This window comes from Fulvimarina manganoxydans, from assembly GCF_900176465.1.
Classification (GTDB): domain Bacteria; phylum Pseudomonadota; class Alphaproteobacteria; order Rhizobiales; family Rhizobiaceae; genus Fulvimarina; species Fulvimarina manganoxydans.
The window spans coordinates 1-24,081 of record NZ_FWXR01000002.1 but is presented as its reverse complement, the minus strand read 5'-3'; the positions used below and the strand labels follow the sequence as shown (position 1 = coordinate 24,081).

The window sequence follows — 24,081 nt, the reverse complement described above, 5'->3', positions numbered from 1 at the left end:
AGAAGTCTCCTATCGCGTCGCTGTCGTTTCCCGCAAAGTCGGGCGCCCGCGCCCATGGACAAGCGCGGCGGGCCGCGTGTCTCGAGCAAATCCCGCCAAAGGCCGGGCGGTGAACCCGATACCGCGTCTGAGAAGTCAGTGAAAGGACCGTCATGACCGATCATCCACTCGAGGCGCCGCGCCTTCATGTCGGCGCCATCCTGAAAGCCATCGAGGATCGGCGCATGACAGCGGTCGATGCGATCGAAGCCGCCCGCCGACGGATCGCGGCCGGGGATAGCGAGATCGGCGCCTTTGTCTGTCTTGCCGAGGACGACGCCCGCCAATCGACGGAGGCTCCGCTCGCGGGCATAAGTATCGGGGTCAAAGACATCTTCGACACCCATGACATGCCGACTGAGATGGGCTCCCCTCTCTATGAAGGGCATCGACCGCGCTTTGATGCGGCGCTCGTCGCCATGGCGCGCAGCGCGGGCGCGACCATCATTGGCAAGACTGTCACGACGGAATTGGCCTCGATCGACCCGAAGGACACGCGCAATCCGGTCGCGCCAGGCCACACGCCGGGCGGTTCTTCTTCCGGTTCGGCGGCGGCTGTCGCGGCCGGCTTCGTCGCGGCGGCCTTTGGATCGCAGACGGGAGGTTCGGTCATCCGACCAGCAAGTTTCTGCGGGATTGCCGGTTTTAAGCCGAGCTTCCGGCTGCTGCCGACGGTCGGCATGAAGACCTTCTCCTGGTCCCTCGACACGGCGGGCCTCTTTGCCGCGAGCGTTGCCGATCTCGCTCTTCTCGCAGAGCGCATCACAGGCCGTCCCCTCACCTCTCTAAGCGCCGCGGATGCCAATGGCCTGAAGATCGGGCTTTATCGCGCGAAGGTCGACGATCACCTGGACCACGAGATGACGGAGGCGATCGGCGCGGCCGCGCGGCTCCTAGAACGGGCCGGCGCGCGCATCGTCGATCTCGCCGAACCCGCCGCCTTGAGTGAAGGCCGCGATTCCCACAGAACGATTCAGGGTTTCGAGGCGGCACGGGCCTTGATGCATGAACATGTGAGCGGCGGCGACAGGCTTGGCCCGAAACTACGGGCCATTCTCGATGAGGGCGCCACTGTCGAGCCCGACGCCTATGACGGCGCCCGGCGCTGCGCACGCCTTGCGAGAAAGGCGGCGACGAGCCTGTTCGAAACCGTCGACGCTCTCCTTGTCCCCTCCGCCTCCGGTCCACCGCCCGCGGGGCTGGCTTCGACCGGCGATCCGACGATGGCGAAGCTCTGGACGCTCACCGGTAATCCAGTCGTCAATGTGCCAGGGCTCACGACCTCCGCCGGCCTGCCGCTGGGCGTTTCGATTGTCACGCGCTTTGGCCGGGACTGGGAGGCCCTGACCATCGCGGACCGTCTTGAGCGCCTGATCCAAGCTGATCGAGGACGGCCAAGCGAATGAGCATCAGGCAACGCCCGACACCGCAGGACAAGCTCGATTCCAATCACTGCGGGTCCGGCGCTCGAAAGTCTCGCATCGGAAAGAACCAGCGCTAAGTCGAAATGAAAGCCGGGAATTTGTCCCACTCCGAGACAATTCCAGTCTTTCGCTCATTAAAGCGAGTCGTTCAGACGATGATAAACAGGCACGGCCGATATCTAATCTTCCCATATATATTCGTACTCGCGGCGACGAATGCGGTCTTTTTGAAGTCGGCCAATTTTCCTGTGCGGTGCAGCGTCGAAAAGGGCTTTTGAGATGGTCGATCTTGCGTTAACGTCCGTGACAGCCGTGAAAGGTTTCGTGACTTCGTCGCGTCTCTCACGGTAGAAGCGTCAGGGTGGTGGTCCGCAGCAAGCGTATGACACCCATCCGTTGGAGGAGACTGGCTAATGGAAATCGCACGTTCTTTGAACATGTTGATGATCTGTGCCGCGTTCGCCTTTGTGGGGGCGATGGTCATCGGGGCTCTCTGAAGCTCAAGGCCTTGAGGGCCATCGATCGACACCAATCTTTTTTGAGGTTTTTGGAAAGCCGGACGATGAACGTCCGGCTTTCCTTTTGGCCAACCAGCGGAGGCCGACCCTCATCCTGGTCGAAGGGTGCGGTCCCGGAGGTCAACTCTCATCATCAGGCGCGTCTTCTCCTGATAGAAAGGCCCCAAAGGCCTGCATCCCGTCTACATAGGTCGCAAAGACCTTGATCGCGACCATAAGGGGAACGGCCAGGAACATGCCGACGACGCCCCAGATCCAGCCCCAGAAGGCGACCGAGAGGAAGACGGCTGCCGCATTCATCTGAAGCCGTCGCCCGACGATCATCGGCGTCACGAACTGACCCTCGATCGTGGTGCAGGCGAGATAGGCGAGAACCGGCGGCGCGGCGGCGGCGAGATCGCCGAATTCGGCAAGTGCAATGACCCCGACAAGGCCCATGCCGAAAAGCGAGCCGAGATAGGGGATGAAGTTCAGGAGCCCCGCAAGCGCTCCGAAGACGAGCGCACCCGGCATGCCGACCAGCCAGAGGGACGTTCCCACCGCAATGCCGAGCATCGTGTTGATCAAGGTGATCGTCAGGAAGTAGCGCGACAGCTCCCGCTCGATGTCATGGGCGATGTGAAGGGCCCGCTTCTTATCCGAAAGCGTCGGCATCAGCCGCACAAGCTTCTGATAGAAGAGATCTCCCGAGGCCAGAAGGAAGAACAGAAACACCAGCGAGAACAGAATCGAGGCGATGATCGTCGGGAGTTCGTTCGCCGCATTGTCGAGAAGGCCCGGATTCTGGACGACGACTTCCTGGGGGCCCTGATCGGCCGGCCGCTGCTCTTCGGGGCGGATGAAGGGCGATGGCGGAAGAGAGTCGCTTTGCTCCAGGCTTCGCGAGGCCGTCCGCAGCCTCTCGATCCGCGCCTGCATGGTGCGGATCTCCGAGTCCACGGCCCGCGCATAGCGCGGCGCGTCGGAGACGATATTCGCGATCGGATCGCTCAGCATGTAGAAGCCGAGCGTGATGAACAAAAGCGAGCCGACCACGAGGACGAGCGCGGAAATCGGCTCCCAGATCTTCAGCCGCCGGCGCAGAAAGCGCACGATCGGGCTCATCACCAGCGCGAAGAGAACGGCGATAATGACCGGAAGGACGAAGCTGGCCGTGAGATAGAGCCCGCCGAACAGCAGAATGAAGAAGATGCCGATGACCGCCCATCGCGGGCCGCTTTCGAATGTCTGTCGCGTCACGAGGCCGAGGGTGGGAGAGAAATTGGTGACCGAGGGGCTCACAGCCTTCGGTTTGTCATCGCGCTCGCCCAATCCATGACCCTCCGATCGGCATTCCGGCGATAACGGAAAATGTGATCAGGTGTTCCGACCAATTAATGGTCAGCCAATTTTATCGACAAAGGGCAGCATGGGGCGAGCGAAGAAAGCTGGCAGACAGCCCCGCCCGCCTATGACTGCCCATTAGCGATCGCCGGTCTGGGTCAATGCAGGATCTGCGAAAGGAAGAGCTTGGTGCGCTCATGCTGCGGATTGTCGAAGAAGGCCTGGGGCTCGTTCTGTTCGACGATCTGGCCGCGATCCATGAAGATCACACGGTTCGCCACCGAACGGGCAAAGCCCATTTCATGGGTCACGCAAAGCATGGTCATGCCTTCCTCGGCAAGACCCACCATGACGTCGAGGACTTCCTTGATCATTTCCGGATCGAGCGCCGAGGTGGGCTCGTCGAAGAGCATGATGCGGGGGTTCATGCAGAGCGAGCGGGCGATCGCCACGCGCTGCTGCTGGCCGCCCGACAGCTGACCGGGATATTTGTGCGCCTGATCCGGGATCTTCACGCGGGTGAGATAGTGCATAGCAATCTCCTCCGCCTTCTTCTTCGGCATCTTGCGCACCCAGATCGGCGCCAGCGTGCAGTTTTCCAGGATCGTCAGATGGGGGAAGAGATTGAAGTGCTGGAACACCATGCCGACCTCGCGGCGCACCTCGTCGATCTTCTTCAGATCGCCGGTGAGTTCGGTGCCATCCACGATGATCTGGCCCCGCTGATGCTCCTCCAGCCGGTTGATGCAGCGGATCATGGTGGACTTGCCGGACCCGGACGGTCCGCAGACGACGATGCGCTCACCCTTGTAGACAGTGAGATTGATGTCGCGCAGGACGTGGAATTCGCCATACCACTTGTTGACGTCGATCATCTGCACGGCGACCTCGTCGGAGACCTCCATGCGCTTGGCGGGGGCGGTGTCGGTTTCGGTTGCGAGCGACATGAAGTCTTATCCTTACCGTTTGTGGCCCGTATCGAGCCGGCGCTCCATGAAGATCGAGTAGCGCGACATGGAAAAGCAGAAGAGCCAGAAGACAAAGGCCGCGAAGATGAGGCCGGTGGCCGGCGTCGAGGGCGTGATCCAGGTCGGATCGTTGAAGCCGCGCCGCACCGTGCCGAGAAGATCGGCAAGGCCGATGATGTAGACGAGGCTCGTATCCTTGAAGAGGCCGATGAAGGTGTTGACGATCCCCGGGATCACCAGCTTCAGCGCCTGGGGCAGGATGACCAGCCGCATCTTCTGCCAATAGGTGAGCGCCATGGCATCGGCGCCCTCATACTGGCCCTTCGGAATCGCCTGAAGGCCGCCACGGATCACCTCCGCCATATAGGCGGCCGCGAACAGCGCGACGCCGACGACCGCTCGAAGAAGCTGGTTGAAGCTGACGCCCTCGGGCATGAAGAGCGGCAGCATGAAATTGGCCATGAACAGAACGGTGATCAGAGGTACACCGCGCCAGAACTCGATGAAGACCACGCAGATCAGCTTCACTGCCGGCATATCCGAACGACGACCAAGGGCGAGGAGGATGCCGAGCGGAAGCGAGGCGGCGATCCCGCTCAAGGCGACAACCAGGGTCAGCATCAGGCCGCCCCAGAGATTGGTGGGTACGGGGCGCAGACCGAAATTCGCGGTCATCACCCAGACAAACAGGATCGCCGCGATCACGGGCGTCAGAAGCTTGAACCACTCCGTCGCGGCCGAGACCGTGATCGCCATGTAGGCGGCTAGAGCGACCGCAGCGAGCGAGGCCAGAAAGGCGACGAGCGTCAGAATAGAGAAACGGAAATCGAGGAAGGTCACCGACCCGGCACTGACGACATTCGACAGGAGCATCGCCGCCGCACCGGCGACAAGAAGCCAGACTGCGATGCGCATCTCGATCCGCGAAGAAGTGACATCGGGCCGCGCGGCCACCCCGCTCACCGTCAACGCGCCTGCGATCAGGAAGACGAGCGCAAGCTCGCCGCCCGAAAAGGCGAAGCGGCCGCCCGTAAGAAGGACGAGCGTGACGACCGGGAAGACCGCAAAGAGCAAGACCGCGTTGATGGCCTTATAGGGTACTTTCGGAATAAGTATTCCGGCCGCGAGGATCGCCAGGAGCGCGAAGGACAGATTCACGCGCCAACGCTCGGCGATCGGATAGACGCCATAGATGAACTGGCCGAATTTGGCGTTGATGAAGGCCCAGCAGGCGCCGCCATGGCCGCCGCCTTCCACCAGACAGGCTTCGCGGTCAGAGCCGGTGAAGACAGCGTCGAAAATCGCCCATTCGAGGATGTTCCAGACACCCCAGGCGATGAAGATGCCGGCGATGATCGACAGGACGCTGTCGATCGGTGTGGCGAAGAGGTTCTTGCGGACCGTTCCGAAGAAGCCATGGTCGCCGGGTGGTGGTGGCAGAGCGGGCTTCTCGTCGGTTGCGACGAAGCGAGCGACTTGTTCCTGCATCCTGGCTATCCCTTACCGCTCGACCAGCGCCATTTTGGCGTTGAACCAATTCATGAAGACCGAGACCGTCAGGCTGATCGTCAGATAGACGGTCATCCAGATCATCACGACTTCGATGGACTGACCCGACTGGTTGAGAACGGTCGAGCCGATGGCGACGAGCTCGGGATAGCCGATGGCAAGACCGAGCGAAGAGTTCTTGGTGAGGTTGAGATATTGGCTGGTCAGCGGCGGAATGATCACCCGGAAGGCCTGGGGCACCACGACGAGACGCAATGTCAGACCGCGCCGCAGGCCAAGGGCTGATGCCGCCTCGGTCTGCCCTTTGGCGACCGACAGAATGCCGGCGCGCACGATCTCAGCGATAAAGGCCGCCGTGTAGATCGACAGCGCCAGGAACAGCGCAATGAATTCCGGCCTGATCTGAAAACCGCCTTGCAGATTGAAACGCGAAGGCGTCGGATAATCGATCGTGGCGGGAATGCCCGTGACAAGGAATGTGATCAGCGGCAAGCCGATGATGAGACCGAGAGCCGGCCACAAGATCGGACGGCGCTCGCCGGTGGCGAGCTGGCGTTTCTTGTTCTGGCGGGCGAGCACGACCACCGCGAGAACGCCGATGACGAAGGCGGCGAAGGTCAGCCAAGCCAGGGGATCGAACAGGACGAGCGGCGTCTGCAGGCCGCGATTGGTCAGGTAGAAGCCGAAAGCGTTCTCTTCCAGCCCGCGCGGACCATCCAGAACGGAAAGGACGCCGAAATACCAGAACAGGATGACGAGAAGCGTCGGGATGTTGCGGAACGTCTCGACATAGACGGTCGACAGAAGCCGGATCAGGAAGTTCTGCGACAACCGTCCGATGCCGACGATGAAGCCGACAATGGTCGCAAAGACGATACCCGCGCCCGCGACGATCAATGTGTTGACGATGCCGACGAAGATCGCCCGCCCATACGTCTCGGAGCTCGAATATTCGATCGGCGTCTGGGCGATGTCGAAGCCAGCCCGCGACCACAGAAAGCCGAAACCGGAAGCGATATTGGCTGCCGCAAGATTGCGGGCCGTGTTGTCGATCAACCACCATGCAAAGAGAACCAGTGCAAGGATCAGCGACACCTGGATCGCGATCGACCGGAAGGTGGGATCGTTGAGGAGCGAGGACGACGTCCTTGCGCCCCGAGGCGGCCCGGAGCGGGCTTCAATCTCGGCGGACATTCAGGTTTTCCCGATACGAGGGGTCCGGCGCCGCTAAAAGGGGGGCTATGGCCCTCTCGGCGTCACCGGCGACGAAGGGGTGGACGCGCCTCAGTCGGCGCGCCCACCGGCCCAGGTCCGCCCGATCAGCGAATCGGCATGCCGTACTGAAGACCGCCATCGGTCCACAGCGCATTCTGGCCACGCTGGATCTTCAGCGGCGTGTTGACGCCGATATTGCGCTCGAAGATTTCGCCGTAATTGCCGACACCCTTGATGATGTTGACGACCCAGTCCTGATCGAGACCGATCGCCTCACCATAGTTCTTGTCCTGTCCGAGGAGACGGCGGATTTCCGGGTTCTCGGACTTCAGCATGTCCTCGACATTCTCCTGGGTCACGCCCAGCTCTTCGGCGTTGAGAAGCGCATAATGCGTCCACTTGACCACGTTGAACCACTGGTCGTCGCCCTGGCGCACAGCCGGTCCGAGCGGCTCCTTGGAGATGATCTCCGGCAGGATCGTGTGGTTATCCGGATTGGCCATTTCGAGACGCGAGGCGGCCAGTCCCGAAGCGTCCGTCGTCAGGACATCGCAACGACCGCTGTCATAGGCCGAGTTGACGTCCGACTGGGACTCGATGACCACCGGATTGTAGTCCATATTGTTGGTGGCGAAATAATCGGCGAGATTGAGCTCGGTCGTGGTGCCGGACTGGACGCAAACGGTCGCGCCGGAGAGCTCGAGGGCCGAGGTGACGCCGAGGTCGTTCTTCACCATGAAGCCTTGGCCGTCATAGTAGTTGACGCCGGCGAAGGCAAGGCCGAGCGTCGTGTCGCGATCCATCGTCCAGGTCGTGTTGCGCGCCAGAACGTCGATCTCGTTGTTCTGAAGCGCAGGGAAGCGCTGAACGGCTGAAAGAGGCGAATACTGGACCTTGGACACATCACCGAAAACGGCAGCGGCGATCGCCTTGCAGTAATCGACGTCGAGACCCTGCCATTCGCCCTGGTCGTTCTGAGAAGCGAAGCCCGGCAGACCGGTGTTGACGCCGCAGCGCAGGGTGCCGCGCTCTTTCACGGTATCCAACGTCTGCGCAGACGCGCCGGCGGTCGCGAAAGCCGCGACGGAGAGGCCGAGTGCTGCAGTCAGGAGGTTCAACTTCATTTGTTTTTCCCTGTTGGGTTTGTTTTGTGTCGGCAAATCGTCGACGAACGGCGGAAGCGACGTCCAACGCCCTTCGGCGATTGATCACTCTACCTCACCATTAGCCTCGTCTATCTCATGACAAAGAAATGGGCAGGTCAAGTACGTGCCTTGAAATTCGCACTGCGATATCTGAGCACCGCTCGCGTCGCCCAACTATGAAGCAAAGAGCAAAGCCCTTGAGCAAGAAAAGCGAAGAAAACCGGCAAAAGCAGCGTCAGGATACCCGACTCGTTCATCCTCCTTATGATCCGATGTCCTTACACGGCTTTGTCAATCCTCCAGTCGTTCATGGTTCGACCGTCCTGTTCGAATCGACCGCGGCGATGTCGGGCCGCCAGTCACTGGCCTATAGCTACGGCCTGCGCGGAACCCCGACGACGACGGCCCTCGAAGACCAGCTGAGCGAACTCGAAGGCGCCTTCGGGACCGTCCTCGTCCCGTCGGGACTTGCTGCGGTGACACTGCCGCTTCTGGCCTTCGTCTCGGCAGGCGACCATGTGCTGATCGTCGATTCGGTCTATACGCCGACCCGGGTCTTTTGCGACAAGATGCTCGCGAGGCTCGGCGCGAGCGTCGAATATTTCGATCCCCATATCGGCGCCGGGATCGCCGATCTGATGCGCCCGGAAACCTCGGTCGTCTTCCTCGAATCGCCCGGATCGAACACGTTCGAGATCATGGATGTCAAAGCCGTCGCGGCGATCGCCCGCGAGCATGGGGCGGTCACCATGCTGGACAACACCTGGGCGACCCCCCTCCTCTTCCGCCCGCTAGAGCATGGGGTCGATCTGTCGATCCATGCCCTTACCAAATATCCCGGCGGTCATTCCGATCTCCTGATGGGGTCGGTCTCGGCCAATGAAGCAACCTATAAACGACTCCGCGACGCGCAGATGCAGCTCGGCGTCAACGCCGCCCCCGACGACACCTTTTTGGTGATCCGAGGTCTGAAGACCATGGGTGTACGCTTGCGCCATCACGAGCGAAGCGCTCTTGCGCTCGCGACCTGGCTCGAAGCCCGTAGTGAGGTGTCGGCCGTCCTCCATCCGGCCCTGCCCTCCTTCCCCGACCACGCGGCGTTCAAGAACCAGTTTTCAGGAGCGAGCGGCCTCTTCGCGGTCTCGCTCGACTGCGACGTCGCGGCAGCGAAACGGTTTCTGGACGCGCTGGACATCTTCGGCCTCGGCTATTCATGGGGCGGTCACGAAAGCCTTGCGGTGCTCGTCGACCTCTCCGATCGAACCGTCGCGACGAGCCGCCGCGACAGACCGCTGATCCGGCTTCAGATCGGATTGGAGGACCCGGAGGATCTGAAGGCCGATCTCGAACGTGGATTTGCGGCAATCTAAGCTTGCCACTTGCCTCTGGCGCGCCGGGTCAGGCGTCGCGGGCCTTCGCCGCGACGCCGCCGCTTGCGGCAAGCACTGAGCGAGAACACGCGATGGGGACGAGATCCTCTTCGTATTCATGGCTCAAGGGCGGACGAAGGTGCCAAGTCCGACCCGAAAAATTCGTTTCAGATTTATCATAGGCTTACGCGGCAGCTTCGCTCCGCGCGTCCCGTCTGCTCGAAATTTGGCCTTGAATTCCAAGGGAAAATGCCGTTTTCCCTTCGACTTGTCGGGACGTTCGGCCGCCCACACCCGCGCGCCGGGACATTGGGTTGGGGTTCGTTGCGAAAATTTCTGTTACCCGCCATCATCTTCCTCGTCTCGTCGGCTTTCGCGCTGGCGCTATCGGCTTACGTCTGGCGCTCAGATACGGAGGGCGATCGCCTGCGCTTCGAGGGCTTTGCGGACGATGCGGCCGCCCGGCTTCAGAACCGTGTGAGCCTTCACATTTCCCTTCTCCAGGCCACCCGAGCCTATCTGCGAACATCGGATCGCGGGGCCGACCGCGCGGGATTTGCCGACTTTATCGGCAATCTCGACATCGAAGGGCACTATGGGGGCATTCAGGGCATTGGCTATGCCCAGTCGATCGAAACCGGCGACGAGGCGACCTTCGATCGCACCCTGGCTCAAACCTATGGCAATGACCGTGGCATCTTTCCGGAAGCGACGGATATGGACGTGCGCACGCCCATTCGGCTCCTGGAGCCCCAGGATCGGCGCAACCAGGCCGCAATCGGCTATGACATGTTTTCCGATCCCATTCGGCGCAGCGCCATTCTGCGCTCCGCTGTCACGGGACTTCCCTCGGCGACCGCGCCTGTCCAACTCGTCCAGGAGATCGACGAAAACCGTCAACGCGGGTTCCTGATCTATCTTCCGCTTCGCGAGGTGAGCTCGGGATCGCTCCTCGGCACGGCAGAAGCGATCCTGGCTGCGGATGGCTTCATCTACGCGCCCTTCCGGGCTGGAGACCTGGTCTTCGCGGCCCTCTCCGTCGGTCAGGATCTGCCGGTGAGCCTGCAGCTCTATGACAGCGCGATCGCGCCTGAGAGCCTTCTCTTCGAAACACCGGGTCGGGATACAGGAGGCATTCATCCCTTCTCGACGGTTCGTCGCCTGTCGGCCGGCGGGCGCAGCTGGATCCTCGCCATGCGTCCGGATGCGTCATTTGCCCGCTCGGCCTCCGATCTGCCCGCCCTTCTTCTTGCGATGACCGGGATCATGCTCGCCCTGATGCTCGCACTTCTCGCCTTCTCCCAAGCTCGGCGCGCCGAAGCCGTCGCGGCCCTGGCGGACACGACCTCGCGCAGCTTGGAACAGAAAGATCTCCTGCTGCGGGAAATGAACCATCGCATCAAGAACTCGATCACCCGCGTTCTTGCGATCGCCCGTCAGACGGGCCGCTATTCGCAGGATCTGGAGCAATTCATGGGCTCTTACACCGCCCGTCTCGGAGCGATGGCAGCCGCCCAGGAAATGCTCAACCAGTCGGCACGCCGGCGCGCGGCAATCGGCGATCTGCTGTCAGCCGAGCTCGGGCAGGTCTTCGGCGAGGAGATGGAGAATTGCGAGATCGAGGGGCCGGCCATCGAGGTCGACGAGGCAGCGGCCCAGGCACTCGGCCTCACCTTTCATGAACTGGCGACCAATGCTTTGAAATACGGCGCGGTCGGCGGTAATGACGGCGCGATTTCCGTGACTTGGCAACATGAGGGCGATTCGATCGCTCTCGTCTGGCGCGAGCGGTCCGCCACGTCCTCGCCGATGAGCGAACCCACCCGAAAGGGCTTTGGCACGAGGCTTATCGACATGAATATCGAGCGCGAGCTCGGCGGCTCGATCGAGCGGCGCTTCGAGCCGGAGGGACTGGTCGTCAGGATCACGATTCCGGCGATCCGCGCAAGTTGAGGGGCGCCAGGGGACGGAAAAGCGAAGCGACTCTTCCGTGCTGTGCCTCGTATCGCCACCAAGTCGAAGGGCGTCACGCGATGCGCTCGATCCCGGCGCAAATGTAGCTTCTGATTTTAGGAGTGCAGCTGCCGCCGCTCTTCGGCTGCCCTGACCTCCAGCCGCAGATCACCGCTGGACGTTCCCGACAATTCCACAGATACGTCGGCGCTCTGGGACAGATGCAGGAAGGCGAGCAGCGTGGTGCGCTCTCTAGGCCCGATCTTGTCGACGAGGCTCTGAAAGAGCTCGCGGACGGCCTCTTCATATTGGATCGTTGCGTTCATCGGACATCTTCCGAAATGAGTGAGAGATTCGGGTTCGTCGCGGCGCGCTCGAGCGCCGGGCGATAGAAGCGGTGGTCGCCAAAACCGTAGATTTCCTTCATCCGAACCACCTTTTCGGCGCTCGGAACGATGGTAAATCCGACGAGCGAGTAATGCTCGTGATCGAAGGGCATTCCGAGCGGACGTGGTTCGAGCCCAAGCCCGATGAAGCGCGGCATCCACCAGGTCTCGCCGACGGCGTGGAGGCTCGCGCAATCGATCGCGACGAGATACTCGAACAGGCCGCAGATGATCGCGCCGGTCGTTGGCGATAGCGCGCCCTCGCCGCGATGGGACTTTACCGTAAAGATGCGCGACCACTCGAAATAGCGTGGCCCGGTTTCAAGCGGCGTCGCGATCGCCTGGGGAAAGACCGTGTTGATCAGAACCGGCCGCGTCGTCGGGAGCAATCGGACGCCGCCGACGACCCGACCATCGTCGAGCGCGAGCACGTGAATGGCCTCCTCATGGTCGAACTGATCGCGCTCACGCCCGTCGACCACGGTCATCGCGCTCCATTTCAACTCCGTGACGAAGACATCGGCACGAAGGCGGAAATAGGCATCGATTTCATCGGCATAAAGCTCACGCTTGCCGGCATCAACGACAACGATCTGGATCACGGCGGCATCTCCTGTTTCGTTGGGTCAGGAGAACCATGAGAGGAAAAGCGCCGGTATCCCCGTAAAGGGGGACAGCAACGAATAATTGTGGCGCGAAGCCGCCGTTATACACGCCAAGATAAATGGCAATGCGAGATTGTTCGTGGGGCGGAGAAAGAGCCGGCGGCAGGCCGCCAAGGCGAGTTACGTCAACGGGCTTCTAGGCATGGGTTCCCAGCCCCGACGGACTGAGGCCGACGACCGATCTGGGTATTCCCCGACATCGCGCAATCGCCGCGAACTCACGCGGCGCAAAAGAGCGTTGGGCGTGCGAATACGCATTGCCCTCCGGCGCCTTGATCAGCCTGCGATGGGCAGCAATCACGCCATCAAAGCGTGATCTGCTTCGTCCTCAACGCTTCGACGACGGTCTGGGTGATGGTCTCGGTCTTCAGCTTCGAGCGAGCCCGTTTGACATGGGTCGTCACGGTTTCGATGTTGATCCCGAGCGCCTGTGCGATCTGTGGGCTGCGATGGCCCGCCGCATATTGGACGAGAATTTCCTTCTCACGCTGGCTCAACGCCGGGCCATCGCGTCGGATGCGATTGATCCGCACCGCTGCGCCATGGACGTAATAGCTCAGCAGCTGGAGCAGCCGTCTTTCGTGGGCATCGATCGAGATCGCCCGACCACCCATCGAAATGACCGCGTGATAGCCGTAAAGATCGACCACCGGCACGGAGAAACCCGTTCGCATGCCGATAGCGGCCGCTTCGTCCATGACCTTGAGGGCCAGCGGCTGGGCATCGAGATCGATCGGGGCTTCCGACCAAGCGAAAGGCTCGACCGTCGAGAAACAATGACGCCCGACCGGATCATGCATGAAGTAGCGGTGGCGATCGTAATGGGCCAGCCAGTCCGCCCAGCCATGTTCGAGGAGAACATGGGGACGCAGGCGATCCTTTCCCGCCGGCACATGGGTCACGATCAGCTTTTCGACGCCGTAATCCCCGAGAATTCCCAAGATGGATTCGCGAACGGCATCGATCGTCTCGAGCTTGGCGAGTCGATCGACGAGTTCGAGACAGGCGCGTTCTTTCGTCTGGTGGCCGATCTGCGGCATCAGCGGGTCCCCAATCCAGATCGCTCATTCGAACACATTAAAAGGCGATCAGGTAATCCATTATAGATTGGCAGCCCGAGAAGACGGAAGAAGAATCTAGCCGTTTCCTTTCGTGAAACCGACATGCCCGTCGGCCGGGAACCCCGCCGCGCCTCGGTTAGCGCCGCGCGGGCTCGATCGGATTTGCGGCCGTAACGTCCGGACGTCGGATCAACCGCCCTCAGTCGCCTTGGGCGGGCGCACGAAGAGTGGCAGGACCGCGATCAGGAGAAGCAGGCGGAAGATGTGGTGGGTCGCCACATAAGCCGGGTCGTAGCCGAGCGAGAGGGCCATGGCGCTCATCCCTTCGACGCCGCCGGGCGCAAAGGAGACCCAGACCTGGCCGAAGGGCAGATCGAGAAGATGGGCGACGAGCGCGCTCACCGCCCCCGACAGGCCGACCGCAAGCCCCGTCGCGGTACATCCGGCGAAGAAAAGCGCGCGGAGCTGATCACGTGTGATCGAAGAGAACCGTGCCCCGATGACAGCACCAGCCAGCGAGAAGCCGAAAAAGGTGAGGAAGGTGGATGGCCTCCCTTCCAGAAGGCCGACGCCATGGCCGAGGCCACTGAGAACCACGCCGGCGAGAAGATAGGCGGCGGGAATGCGGATCTTCTCGGCGACATAGCCGAGGCCGGCCGACAGGGCGATTAAAACGATGCTGACGGGAAGATTGAGCGTATGGGGCGCGAGCGTCGCCATGCTCTCCTGACCGCTTGCCTGATCGACGATGGCGACGATCGGCGGCAAAAGCAGGGTGATGAGAAGGAGGCGAAGGCTCTGCAGAACCATCACGAAGGGAATGTCGACCTCGGCGCCGGGGCGATCGGTCGCCAGCGACAGGGAATAGGACAAGGCGCCCGGCGAGGTAGCGAGAATGGACGTAGTCTTCGCCGCACCGAAAAAGCGCCGAAGGACGAAGCTCGACGAGACCATGACGATCAGAATTGTGACGGTCAGGGCAAAGAGGCTGATCGGGAAGCGCAAGACATCGGTGACGAAATGGGGGGTGACGCCGGCGCCGAGCGTCACACCGATCGTCGTGAAGCCGAGATTGCGCAAGGTTCCCGGCACGCGCGGATGCCAGCGCAAGGCGGCGACGGCGGTGACAGCCAGGGTCGAGCCGACAAGGGCTCCGGCAGGCGCGCCCAGAAGGCTGAAAAGGGCCGCGCCGAGAAGCGCGGCCCCAATGGCCAGGAATACCGGCCGATAGGCATCGATCATGCGGGGGCCTTGGGAGATTCGTCTTCGGAGCGAGCGTTGCGGGCCGCGACCCGGCGTCCGTACCAGATCGGCACGATGACCACGATCGCCGTCAGCACGTAGAGGACGATCGAGTTCCAGGACTGGAGGAGAATGGTCCAGTCGCCGGCCGAGATCGACAGAGCCCGGCGCAGATTGTTCTCGAACAGACTGCCAAGGACGAAGCCCAGAATGACCGGCGCCAGCGAGAAGCCGAGCTTGCGCATGATCCAGCCGAACAGGCCGAGAAGCGTGATCATGTAGAGATCATGCGGGTTGGAGACGATCGAATAGACACCGATGAAGGCAAGAACGGCGATCAGCGGGGTCAGATATTGCTGCGGGATGGTCAGGAGCCGGGCGAACAGGCCGACCAGCGGCAGGTTGATAACCAGAAGCGCGATATTGCCGATATACATGGAGGCGATGAGGCCCCAGGCGATTTCGGGACGCTGCTGGAACATCAGCGGGCCGGGCGTGACGTTGAAGAGAAGCAGCGCGCCGAGAAGGATCGCGGTCGTGCCCGAGCCCGGAATGCCGAGGGTCAGCATCGGCACCATGGCGCCGCCGGCCGCCGCGTTGTTCGCCGCTTCCGGCGCGGCAAGACCGCGGATGTCGCCCTCGCCGAAGCTCTTCGGATTGTTCTGGACGCGCTTCTCGGTGCCATAGGCAACGGCCGAGGCGACCGAGGCGCCGGTTCCCGGCAGAATGCCAATGAAGAATCCGATGCAGGAGGAGCGCAGGATCGTCCATTTGGTCCGCGCGAGATCGGCCATGGTGACGAAGCTCTTGTCGATCTCGAGAGTCTTCAGCGTTCCCCGCGCCTGCTGCTCGACCAGATGGATCAGTTCGGCCATGCCGAACAGGCCGATGACAACGACCAGGAAGTCGATGCCAGCGAGAATATCGGGGATGCCGAAGGTGTAACGCGCAACGCCCGTATTGGCGTCGATGCCGATCGAGGCGAGCATCAGGCCGATGACGGCGCCGAGCAGCGTCTTGACCGGATTGGAGCCGACGAGAGAGGCAAGCGAGGCGAAGGCGAAAACCATCAGCGCCACATAGTCCGATGGCGAGAAGGTCACGGCATAGGCCGCCAGGAGCGGGCCGAACAACGTCATCAGAATAACGGCGAAAGTGCCGCCGACGAAGGAGGCGACGGCCGAGAGCGACAGCGCCTTGCCCGCTTCGCCTTTCCGGGCCATTGGATTGCCGTCGAGCGTCGTCATGACGGCGCCGGCATCGCCCGGAACATTGAGCAGGATCGAAGAGATACGGCCGCCATATTCGGCGCCGTAATAAATGCCGGCGAGCAGGATGATCGCCGATTCCGGTTTGAAGCCGAGGCCGTAGGCGATCGGCAAGAGGATGGCGACACCGTTGATCGGGCCGATGCCCGGAAGCGCGCCGATCAGTGTGCCGGCAAAGCAACCGACGAGCACGAGCATGAGGTTGAAGGGGTCGAGAGCGGTCGCGAAACCGGAGGCGAGCCCCGAAAAGACTGCGTCCATGACGATGATCTCTTTCAGAGAAGCCCGACGAAGAGCTTGCCGGCAGGCAGGTTCAATTCAAGAAGGCGGGTGCAGACGAAATAGCCGGCGACGCCAGTGACGATGCCGAACAGGCCGGCCTTGAGCGGCTTGGCCCCCAGCATCAAGGAGAGCAGGAAGCAGAAGATCAGCGTCGACAGGATGAAGCCGAGCGGCTGGAACACCCAGGCATAGGCCATAAGCAGCACGAACAGGGCTCCGACACGGGCCCAGGTCGGCATTTCCAGATCGAAGCTCGCGACGTCTGGACGCCACAGCACATAGAGGATGCACGGGATCGCCACGCATCCGAGGATCTGCGGCCAGCTCTCGGGCCCCAGCGGATCGTATTGGAAAGGCGCCTTGAGGATCGCGAACGCAATATAGGTGTAGGCGATCGCGACGATCAAAAGGGCGCCGGCAAACAGCCGATCGGCCATCGTCGTGTCTTTCGAAAGAGTTGAGACATGCCGGCGTTTCGAATCGCCAAGGCGCCGGCCCGTGTTCGAGCACCTTCGCAAAAAGCCAAGGCGCATCCCTCTCAACCGATCGTGCCGGCCTGAAGACTGGGCGGCCGGCACGACTATGAGAGGACTATAATCAAAAGGGAGAGAGCCCTATTACTCCTGGATCAGACCGGCTTCCTTCGCGATTTGCCGCATGCGGTCGACCCGCCCCAGGATCTCCTGATTGAACTCCTCGCCAGCGACCGAATAGACCTGCAGGCCCTGGGCCTTCACGGTCTCCTGCCACTTCTCGGTGCCATAGGCCTGTTTGAAGGCGTCGACCCAGGCATTGTAAGCCTCGTCCGAGACGTTCTTGCCCATGTAATAGCCGCGCAGGATGGCCCATTCGGCATCGGGATAGCCGAGCTCGGCCGTCGTCGGAATGTCGGCGAAGGGCTCGGGCAGGCGCTCCTTGCTCATGACAGCGAGGATGCGCACGGTGCCGGCGTCGAGCTGAGAGATCATCTCGCCCACATCGCCGGTATAGACCTGGATCGAACCGCCGAGGAGGCCCGACATCGCGTCGCCGCCGCCATCGAAGGCAACATAGCGCATCTGGCGCGGGTCGAGATTTTCGGCGCGAACCAGAAGCGCCGCCTTCATCCAATCCTGCGATCCGACGGAGCCACCGGCGCCGAGAACCACCGAGCCCACATCCTGCTTGAGGGCGGCCATCAGATCGGCGAGCGTCTTATATTCGGAATCGGCGCGTACGATGACAGCGCCGTAGTCCGTGCCGGCGGTCGCCGTAAAGCGCACGTCATCCTCGTTCCACTCGCCATATTTTCCGGTCGCCATGTTGAGGAGCGAACCGGACGAGAAGGCGACGATGGCGTTCGGATCGTCGGTGCGGGTCGTGTTGAAGAGGTTGATCGCGACGGCGCCGATGCCGCCGGGCATGAAGGTCACCTGGATCGGGTTGGCGATCACGCCTTCGAGGCCCTTCTGGGCGATGCGGCAGGTGAGGTCGAAGCCGCCGCCGGGCTGAGCCGGCGCAATGCATTCGGGGCGTTCGATATCCTGCGCCATGGCAACGCCGGCAAAGACGGTCGCGGCGATCAGGGTCGAAGCGAACAGTCTCAATCTCATGTGATTTCCTCCCAAGTGTCGAATTCGTCTTTTCATAAGCGGCCAACGTCGCTTTGGGACGATGCCCGGCCCTGTCCGCTCGAAGAGCGCACGCCGCTCACATCCATAACGGATCGGCGACAGACGTCCGGGTTCTCCCTCCCGGTTGCTTCATCTATTAGCAGGAACTGACGCGTTCTTGACCGCTAACTGACGGGAAACTGACATCTTTTCATGGTGCAGTGCGGCAATCCGCGGCGGCATTCGGCGACAATGCGCGGGCCTGATCGGGGAAAAACCTGATTTCCCCGCCGCCATCCTTGGTCTATGGCTTTGTCGTCATGCGAATTCTTCTCGTCGAAGACAACCAGGATCTGGCCGACGCCATCCGCGAGCGGATCGGCGCGGAGGGTCATGCGATCGACCTCGAGACCAATGGGGCCGAGGCGGAGGCGCTGCTGCGCCATGCGAGTTTCGACGTCGTCATTCTCGACATCAATCTGCCGGGCATGAACGGCTATGAAGTGCTCCGGGCGATGCGTGGGCGCGGTGACCGCACCCCTGCTCTGGTGCTGACGGCGCGCTCGGAGATCGACGACCGAATTACCGGTCTCGACGTCGGCGCCGACGACTACATGGTCAAGCCCTTCGACCTGCGCGAATTGTCGGCGCGCTGCCGGGCTCTGGTCAGGCGCCGGTCGGGAGAGGCGAGCAATCGCTTCGTGCAAGGCGCCTTCGAATTCGATCGCGGGGCGCGGCGGGCAACCTTCAACGGCGTCGATCTCGAACTGCGCCAGCGCGAGGTGCAGCTTCTCGAACTCTTCCTGGGCTCCCTCGATCGGGTTCTGACCAAGGAGGATGTCGCCGACCGCATCTATACCTTCGACGAGACCCCGACCCTCAACGCCGTCGAACAGACGCTGACACGCCTTCGCCGCAAGCTCGAAGGAACCCCGATCCATATCCGCACCATTCGCGGCCTCGGCTATATCGCCAATGTCCGCGACGGCTGAGACACGCCCCTATTCCCTCCGCCGACGGCTGATGATCGCCGCGACCGCCGCTTTCGCGGTGCTGATCGCGGTCCTGTCCATCGGCTTGTGGACCTATGCGCGAAGCGCCGCCAACGAGACCTATGATCTTCTCCTGCGCGGCGCGGCGATCTCGGTCCTGGAGCGCATCACCCTCACCCCGGAAGGTGTCGATATCGATTTGCCGCCTTCGGCGCTCGACATTCTCGCGCTCGCCGAGAGCGACCGGGTCTTCTATCGCATTCTCGACCGGGAGGGGCGCACGCTGACCGGGACGCCGGACCTGCCGCTCGACGATCGTCTCGGCCCGGACCTGCCCTCGGACGAGCCGATCTTCTTCGATCACGCCTATAGCGGCGAGACGGTGCGCTTCGTCGTGCATGGGCGCACCCTCCTCGGCTCGGCCGATCCCCAATGGGTCGGCGTGCAGATCGGTCAGACCCGCCGGGCGCGCGTGGCGATGCAGAACGACCTGATCCTCAAGGGTCTCGTGCCGCTTGCCGCCCTTTCGCTCGCCGGCATCGCCTGGGCGCGGGCCGGCATCGGCCTCGCCATGCGTCCCCTTTCGGGCATCGAACGCGATATCCGCATGCGCCAACCATCGGATCTCGAGCCGCTTCGCGCCGTCCCGCCGCGCGAGGTCGAAAGTCTGATCGCCTCGATCAACGGCTTCATGCTCCGCCTGAAACACTCAAAAGGCCAGGCCGAATCCTTCATCGCCGATGTCGCCCATCAGATTCGCACTTCGCTTGCGACGCTGAACAGCCAATTGCAGATGGCGGTCGAGACCGACGACCTGAGAAGCGAAGCGGCGATCCTGCGGGCGCGCGACCAGGCGGCGCGCACCATTCGCCTGACCAACCAGCTTCTCTCCCATGCCATGGTGATCCACCGGGCCGACGAGGCGCGCCTTGAACCGGTCGATCTGGCGCTTCTCCTGCGTCAGCTTCTGGAGGAGGCGATCCGCGCGGAGGGCGCGGCCGAGATCGAGTTCGCCGTCGACCTGCCGCCGTCCGGCGAGCCGTTTCACGTCCATGGCGACGCGATCGCCATTCGCGAAGCCATGCGCAATCTCCTCGACAATGCCGTGCGTCATAGCCCGGCTAGCGGCGCCGTGACGCTGAGCGCCGCACCGGCCGAAATCTCGGGTCGAGCCGCCATGGCTCTTTCGATCGAGGATACGGGCCCCGGCATTCCGGCCGACGAGCGCGCGAAAGTCGTCGAGCGCTTTTATACGCGCGGCAGCCATGGCGGCTCGGGTCTCGGGCTCTCGATCGCGGCCTCTGTGGCAGCAAGCCATGATGGCCGGCTCGATCTTGGGCAGAGCGCGGAGGGCGGCTTGAAGGCGACGCTCGTTCTGCCGATCGCGCCCCGAGGCGGAACCTTGGGCCTGCGGGCCGGGGAGCCATCCTGATGCGATGGCGGCCAATCGCTCTGTTCGCCGTGCTTCTCGGCGTCGGGCTCTGCCTCGCGGGTGCTCTCTTTCTTGTTTCGCATGGCCTGGAGAGCGGCAAGACAGGCGAGGCCGGCGATCGGCCGATCGACCTTTCCATCTGGAGCGCGACCGACACTGTCGCGATGACGGCCTTGATCGAAGCCTTCGAGGACGCCAATCCGACGATCGACATCCATTATACCGAGTTCAACACGAGCGAGCTTCATGCCGCCGTTCTCGGGGCAAAGCCTGACCAGGCGCCCGATATCGTGATCTCCTCGGCGATGGATCTTCAGGTCGAGCTCGTCAATCGCGGCCTGGCCCTGCCGATCACGGTCTCGAACGAGACACCGGAATGGGCTCGCTGGCGGAACGAGCTTTTCGGCTTCACCTCCGAACCCGTCGCCCTCGTCTTCAACCGTGCGGCCTTCGCCGACCGCCCTTTGCCCGAGACCCGCTCCGACCTTGCCGGCATGATCCGCGACGATCCGGCCTTCTTCAACGGCCGGGTTGGCACCTATGACATCGCTCTGTCCGGCGTCGGCTATATGTTCGCGACCCAGGACGCCCAGCGCGGCTATCAGGCGTCCCGCCTCGTCGAATCGCTCGGCCGAGCGCGGGCCCGCACCTATTGCTGCACAGGGGACATGGTCGCCGACGTTGCCGACGGCACGACCGTCCTCGCCTATAATGTCATCGGCTCCTATGCGCTTCAGAGCGTCGAGGCCGACGAGCGGATCGGCATTCTGCTTCTCTCGGACTATGCGCTCGTCATGACACGCTCGGCCTTCGTCATGGCCTCGAGCGACCATCCGCTGGCCGCCGAAGGTTTCATCGACTTCCTGCTCTCGCCCGCTGGACAGGACGTAATCGCACAGCAGTCGTCGCTCTTTCCCCTGGTCTCGGCCGGCGCGCCGCAACAGGCCTTTTTCGGCGAGCGCTTCAAGGGCGCGACCTCGCTCCTGCCAATCCGCCTGCGGCCCGGCCTCCTCACCTGGCTCGATCAGAAGAAGAAGGAGCGCTTTCTCAGCGACTGGTATGCCTCGATCGATGTAGGGGACAGGTCTGCTCCATGAGGACCTTGGACGGCGAGGACGGGAGAGACGCGCCGAAACGGGTTCTCCTGCTCGGTGGAACCGCGGAGGCAAACGCGCTTGCCAAGGCTCTCGGTGATCTTCCGGCCTCGCAGGTCCGTGTTTGTCTGTCTCTTGCGGGCCGAACGCGTCAGCCCAGCTGCCCGCCGGGTATCGAATTGCGGATCGGCGGCTTTGGCGGCGTCGATGGCCTTCTCGCCCATCTTATCGAGCAGCGGATCGACCATCTGATCGACGCGACTCATCCTTTCGCCAAGCAGATGGCCGCTCATGCCGCTGCGGCGGCAAGCCGGGCCGAAATCCCCTTGCTCAAATTGCTGCGCCAAGCTTGGGCGCCAATGCCGGGCGATCAGTGGACCCTCGTCGAGGACGAGACCGCTGCGATCAGCGCCCTGCCCTTCGCCGCGCGCCCCTTTGTCGCGCTCGGACGCCAGCATCTTTCGCCGCTGGCGCTGCGTCCCGATCTGCGCCCGGTGCTCAGAATGATCGAGCCCCTGGAGACAAGGGTTCACCCAAAGGCGGAGGTGATCCTCGCAGGCCCATCGAAGACGCCTGGCGAGGAGGCGGTAGTCTTTCGGCGCCTCGGGATCACCCATTTGATCTGCCGCAATGCCGGCGGGCTGGCATCCTATCCGAAGGTCGAGGCTGCCCGGCAACTGGGCCTGCCGGTCATGATGATCTCCCGTCCCCCGGCGCCTGGCCATGGGATCATCAAAGCCCATGTCAGCGAGATCGTCGCGCATTTGATGAGTGCCTGAGAGTCGCACCGAATGACGGCTGGTCACCACGATCTTCCATCGTGCAGGCTCTGTATATGTCAATTTCGTTTTCTAAAATGACCTGTTGGTCAAATTTCGCGCACCGGGAAAACGAATTCTCCAACTCTCTTCGCCATCCTCATTCCAAATCGGATGGTGAGGCAGATGAAGAAGACGACGAAGCCAAAAATCGAGGCGACGGTCGACCTTCCTCAAATCGAGGATGACGCCTTGGCGACGCTGGCGGCCTTCGCTCACGCCTCCGGCGACGGTGAGGGCTTGGCGAAGAATGCCATCGGGGACGAAGGCTCCGAAGAGGATGTGGAAGCCACGACCGGCGCCTTTGATCTGACGGCTTTCGAGCAGGCCGGAGACGAGGAGGAGACGTCGGTCAACGACGAAGCCGAAGAACCTGCGGCACTCGGTGGCGAGCTGTCCGCCATTTCCGCCGCCGATTTTGCTTTTCCGCTGCCGGATGCAGAGGCCGACGACAGCGAAAGCGCGTATTCGGACGACGACGAAGCGTTCGATCTTTCCAGCGAAGGCGAGGATACGGACGACGAACCACAGCTTGCCTTCGACCCCGAAAAGGCCTTTGCGGGAGCTGAACAGAGCGACGAGGATGAAGAGGGCGAGGACGAGGCGCTCGACCTTTCCGGCTATGACGACGAGGTCTTGGACGACGCGCCCAAGTTGGCCTTCGATCCCGAAACCGCCTTTGCCGGGGCTACACTGAACGACGCGGACGAAGAGGGCGAGGACGCCGAAGCCCGCGACGGCGACGAACTGGCACTCGCCCCATCAGACTTTCCACTCCAGATCGCCGATCGCGGCACGGAGGACGAGGCGCTCGACCTTTCCAGCGAAGAGGAGGAGGTCTCGGACGATGCGTCCGAAATAGCCTTCGACCCCGAAACGGCCTTTGCCGGGGCTGCGCAGAACGACGAGGACGAAGAGGGCGAGGACGCAGCCGATCTCAACGGCCTCCTCGATGACGCAGCTCTTGCCGGCACCGCCGAAGAGACACTAGCCGAGCCTTCCGAGACGCCGCCCGCCATGGAAGCGTTGCCGGGTCTCGGCGATGAACCAAGCCAGACGGGGCTCGATGAACCAAGCGAGGTTCTGAGCCCCCTCACATCCGCATTGGACGCGGTCTCGGAAGGGAACTTCGGAGACGAAGATTCCGCCGAAGAGAAAGACGAGGTGGACGCGGCAGATGATCTGCAGCTGAAGGCATCGGATGCCAATGCAAGCAACATCGCCTTCGCCGAGGACGAGGAGCCGCAACAGTTCCGCCATGCAACGACCTCTCTACCCTGGTCAGCCAGGGGGCGCGTAGGGCTCGCGGATCACTGCTCGGCCGATCGCCATCTCGGCCTATGGGCGGCAGCAAAGCTCGGCCATCACGGCGAAGAGGCAGAAGAGGGCTATGCGCGCTCGATTGTTCTGGCGGGAATATTGACGGTCGATGCCTCCGGCGGGCTGGACAAGGTGATCGAGGATCTGGCGCCGCTGGATATCCATCCAGAGACGGTGCGGACCCGTTACGAATTAATCCTGACAAGCCTCCGTCACGATCGCGATACGGTCAACGCTCAGACTGGAGACCAAGGAGCCTTTGCAGGGTGATCGAATGGAGGACGATCCGCCGGCAGCAGGCCTTTGACCCGCTTCGGGCTAAGGGCCGCCCTTATTCTCTCGCCAGCCCGACCCGCTTCAGTCATGCAGCATGGCAACTGTGTTCATGCGAAGGCCTTTTTGTCTCTCTGCATGGCGTTGAGGACGGTGAGAAGCTTTCTGGCGACGGCGATGATTGCGACTTTC

Annotated in this window: 21 protein-coding genes; 9 read left to right on the top strand and 12 right to left on the bottom strand. The window is 62.4% G+C overall.

What is annotated here, in order from left to right:
• Window positions 1-152: 152 nt before the first annotated feature.
• Window positions 153-1,445 carry an amidase gene (locus tag B9A15_RS02665; protein ID WP_084408499.1) on the top strand — a complete coding sequence of 431 codons (1,293 nt, stop codon included), beginning with the start codon at window positions 153-155 and terminating at the stop codon, window positions 1,443-1,445.
• A gap of 656 nt (window positions 1,446-2,101) precedes the next feature.
• Here the strand turns inward: B9A15_RS02665 and B9A15_RS02660 are convergent.
• From B9A15_RS02660 to B9A15_RS02640, 5 genes are all read right to left on the bottom strand, one after another.
• On the bottom strand, window positions 2,102-3,292 hold the full coding sequence (locus tag B9A15_RS02660) for an AI-2E family transporter (protein ID WP_084408498.1): 1,191 nt from the start codon (window positions 3,290-3,292) through the stop codon (window positions 2,102-2,104).
• A 170-nt stretch (window positions 3,293-3,462) separates the two neighbouring features.
• A complete protein-coding gene (locus B9A15_RS02655; RefSeq protein ID WP_084408497.1) occupies window positions 3,463-4,251 on the bottom strand; it encodes an amino acid ABC transporter ATP-binding protein in 789 nt (262 codons plus the stop codon).
• Between the two features lie 12 nt (window positions 4,252-4,263).
• Window positions 4,264-5,760: an amino acid ABC transporter permease gene (locus B9A15_RS02650; protein WP_084408496.1), complete on the bottom strand. Its 1,497-nt coding sequence runs from the start codon at window positions 5,758-5,760 to the stop codon at window positions 4,264-4,266.
• A gap of 12 nt (window positions 5,761-5,772) precedes the next feature.
• On the bottom strand, window positions 5,773-6,975 hold the full coding sequence (locus B9A15_RS02645; protein WP_084408495.1) for an amino acid ABC transporter permease: 1,203 nt from the start codon (window positions 6,973-6,975) through the stop codon (window positions 5,773-5,775).
• Between the two features lie 125 nt (window positions 6,976-7,100).
• Window positions 7,101-8,120: an amino acid ABC transporter substrate-binding protein gene (locus B9A15_RS02640; protein ID WP_084408494.1), complete on the bottom strand. Its 1,020-nt coding sequence runs from the start codon at window positions 8,118-8,120 to the stop codon at window positions 7,101-7,103.
• Window positions 8,121-8,317: 197 nt separating this feature from the next.
• Between B9A15_RS02640 and metC the strand changes: the two genes are divergently transcribed.
• Both metC and B9A15_RS02630 read left to right on the top strand, forming a co-directional pair.
• Complete coding sequence (metC, locus tag B9A15_RS02635) at window positions 8,318-9,511, top strand: cystathionine beta-lyase (RefSeq protein WP_425292943.1); 1,194 nt, start codon at window positions 8,318-8,320, stop codon at window positions 9,509-9,511.
• Window positions 9,512-9,835: 324 nt separating this feature from the next.
• Window positions 9,836-11,464: a CHASE domain-containing protein gene (locus B9A15_RS02630; RefSeq protein ID WP_170923140.1), complete on the top strand. Its 1,629-nt coding sequence runs from the start codon at window positions 9,836-9,838 to the stop codon at window positions 11,462-11,464.
• Window positions 11,465-11,580: 116 nt separating this feature from the next.
• Here B9A15_RS02630 and B9A15_RS02625 read toward each other — a convergent pair whose 3' ends face one another.
• The 7 genes from B9A15_RS02625 to B9A15_RS02595 all read right to left on the bottom strand — a co-directional run bounded on the left by B9A15_RS02625 (window position 11,581) and on the right by B9A15_RS02595 (window position 17,960).
• Complete coding sequence (locus tag B9A15_RS02625) at window positions 11,581-11,790, bottom strand: hypothetical protein (RefSeq protein ID WP_084408491.1); 210 nt, start codon at window positions 11,788-11,790, stop codon at window positions 11,581-11,583.
• The gene (locus tag B9A15_RS02620; RefSeq protein ID WP_084408490.1) at window positions 11,787-12,452 is read right to left on the bottom strand and encodes an acyl-homoserine-lactone synthase; all 666 of its coding nucleotides are present in this window, start codon (window positions 12,450-12,452) and stop codon (window positions 11,787-11,789) included. Before B9A15_RS02620 ends, B9A15_RS02625 begins: the two co-directional genes overlap by 4 nt.
• Before the next feature lie 368 nt (window positions 12,453-12,820).
• Window positions 12,821-13,555 (bottom strand): LuxR family transcriptional regulator, encoded by a 735-nt coding sequence (locus B9A15_RS02615; RefSeq protein ID WP_084408489.1) that lies wholly within the window; start codon window positions 13,553-13,555, stop codon window positions 12,821-12,823.
• A 210-nt stretch (window positions 13,556-13,765) separates the two neighbouring features.
• Window positions 13,766-14,818: an AbrB family transcriptional regulator gene (locus tag B9A15_RS02610; RefSeq protein WP_084408488.1), complete on the bottom strand. Its 1,053-nt coding sequence runs from the start codon at window positions 14,816-14,818 to the stop codon at window positions 13,766-13,768.
• Window positions 14,815-16,347, bottom strand: a complete 1,533-nt coding sequence (locus B9A15_RS02605) for a tripartite tricarboxylate transporter permease (protein WP_084408487.1) — start codon at window positions 16,345-16,347, stop codon at window positions 14,815-14,817. The genes B9A15_RS02610 and B9A15_RS02605 overlap by 4 nt, the downstream gene beginning before the upstream one ends.
• A 14-nt stretch (window positions 16,348-16,361) precedes the next feature.
• The gene (locus tag B9A15_RS02600) at window positions 16,362-16,805 is read right to left on the bottom strand and encodes a tripartite tricarboxylate transporter TctB family protein (RefSeq protein ID WP_084408810.1); all 444 of its coding nucleotides are present in this window, start codon (window positions 16,803-16,805) and stop codon (window positions 16,362-16,364) included.
• Between the two features lie 180 nt (window positions 16,806-16,985).
• Window positions 16,986-17,960 (bottom strand): Bug family tripartite tricarboxylate transporter substrate binding protein, encoded by a 975-nt coding sequence (locus B9A15_RS02595; protein ID WP_084408485.1) that lies wholly within the window; start codon window positions 17,958-17,960, stop codon window positions 16,986-16,988.
• A gap of 320 nt (window positions 17,961-18,280) precedes the next feature.
• Here B9A15_RS02595 and B9A15_RS02590 point away from each other — a divergent pair, with 320 nt between their 5' ends.
• The 6 genes from B9A15_RS02590 to B9A15_RS23110 form a co-directional block, all read left to right on the top strand.
• Complete coding sequence (locus B9A15_RS02590; protein ID WP_084408809.1) at window positions 18,281-18,952, top strand: response regulator transcription factor; 672 nt, start codon at window positions 18,281-18,283, stop codon at window positions 18,950-18,952.
• The gene (locus B9A15_RS02585; RefSeq protein ID WP_084408483.1) at window positions 18,936-20,384 is read left to right on the top strand and encodes a sensor histidine kinase; all 1,449 of its coding nucleotides are present in this window, start codon (window positions 18,936-18,938) and stop codon (window positions 20,382-20,384) included. The genes B9A15_RS02590 and B9A15_RS02585 overlap by 17 nt, the downstream gene beginning before the upstream one ends.
• A complete protein-coding gene (locus B9A15_RS02580) occupies window positions 20,384-21,481 on the top strand; it encodes an ABC transporter substrate-binding protein (RefSeq protein WP_084408482.1) in 1,098 nt (365 codons plus the stop codon). The genes B9A15_RS02585 and B9A15_RS02580 overlap by 1 nt, the downstream gene beginning before the upstream one ends.
• The gene (locus tag B9A15_RS02575; protein WP_084408480.1) at window positions 21,478-22,257 is read left to right on the top strand and encodes a cobalt-precorrin-6A reductase; all 780 of its coding nucleotides are present in this window, start codon (window positions 21,478-21,480) and stop codon (window positions 22,255-22,257) included. The genes B9A15_RS02580 and B9A15_RS02575 overlap by 4 nt, the downstream gene beginning before the upstream one ends.
• 165 nt (window positions 22,258-22,422) lie before the next feature.
• The gene (locus tag B9A15_RS02570; RefSeq protein WP_084408478.1) at window positions 22,423-23,886 is read left to right on the top strand and encodes an ATPase inhibitor subunit zeta; all 1,464 of its coding nucleotides are present in this window, start codon (window positions 22,423-22,425) and stop codon (window positions 23,884-23,886) included.
• A partial coding sequence (locus B9A15_RS23110) for a hypothetical protein (protein WP_210190466.1) occupies window positions 23,883-24,081 on the top strand: 199 nt, incomplete at its 3' end. The genes B9A15_RS02570 and B9A15_RS23110, both read left to right, overlap by 4 nt.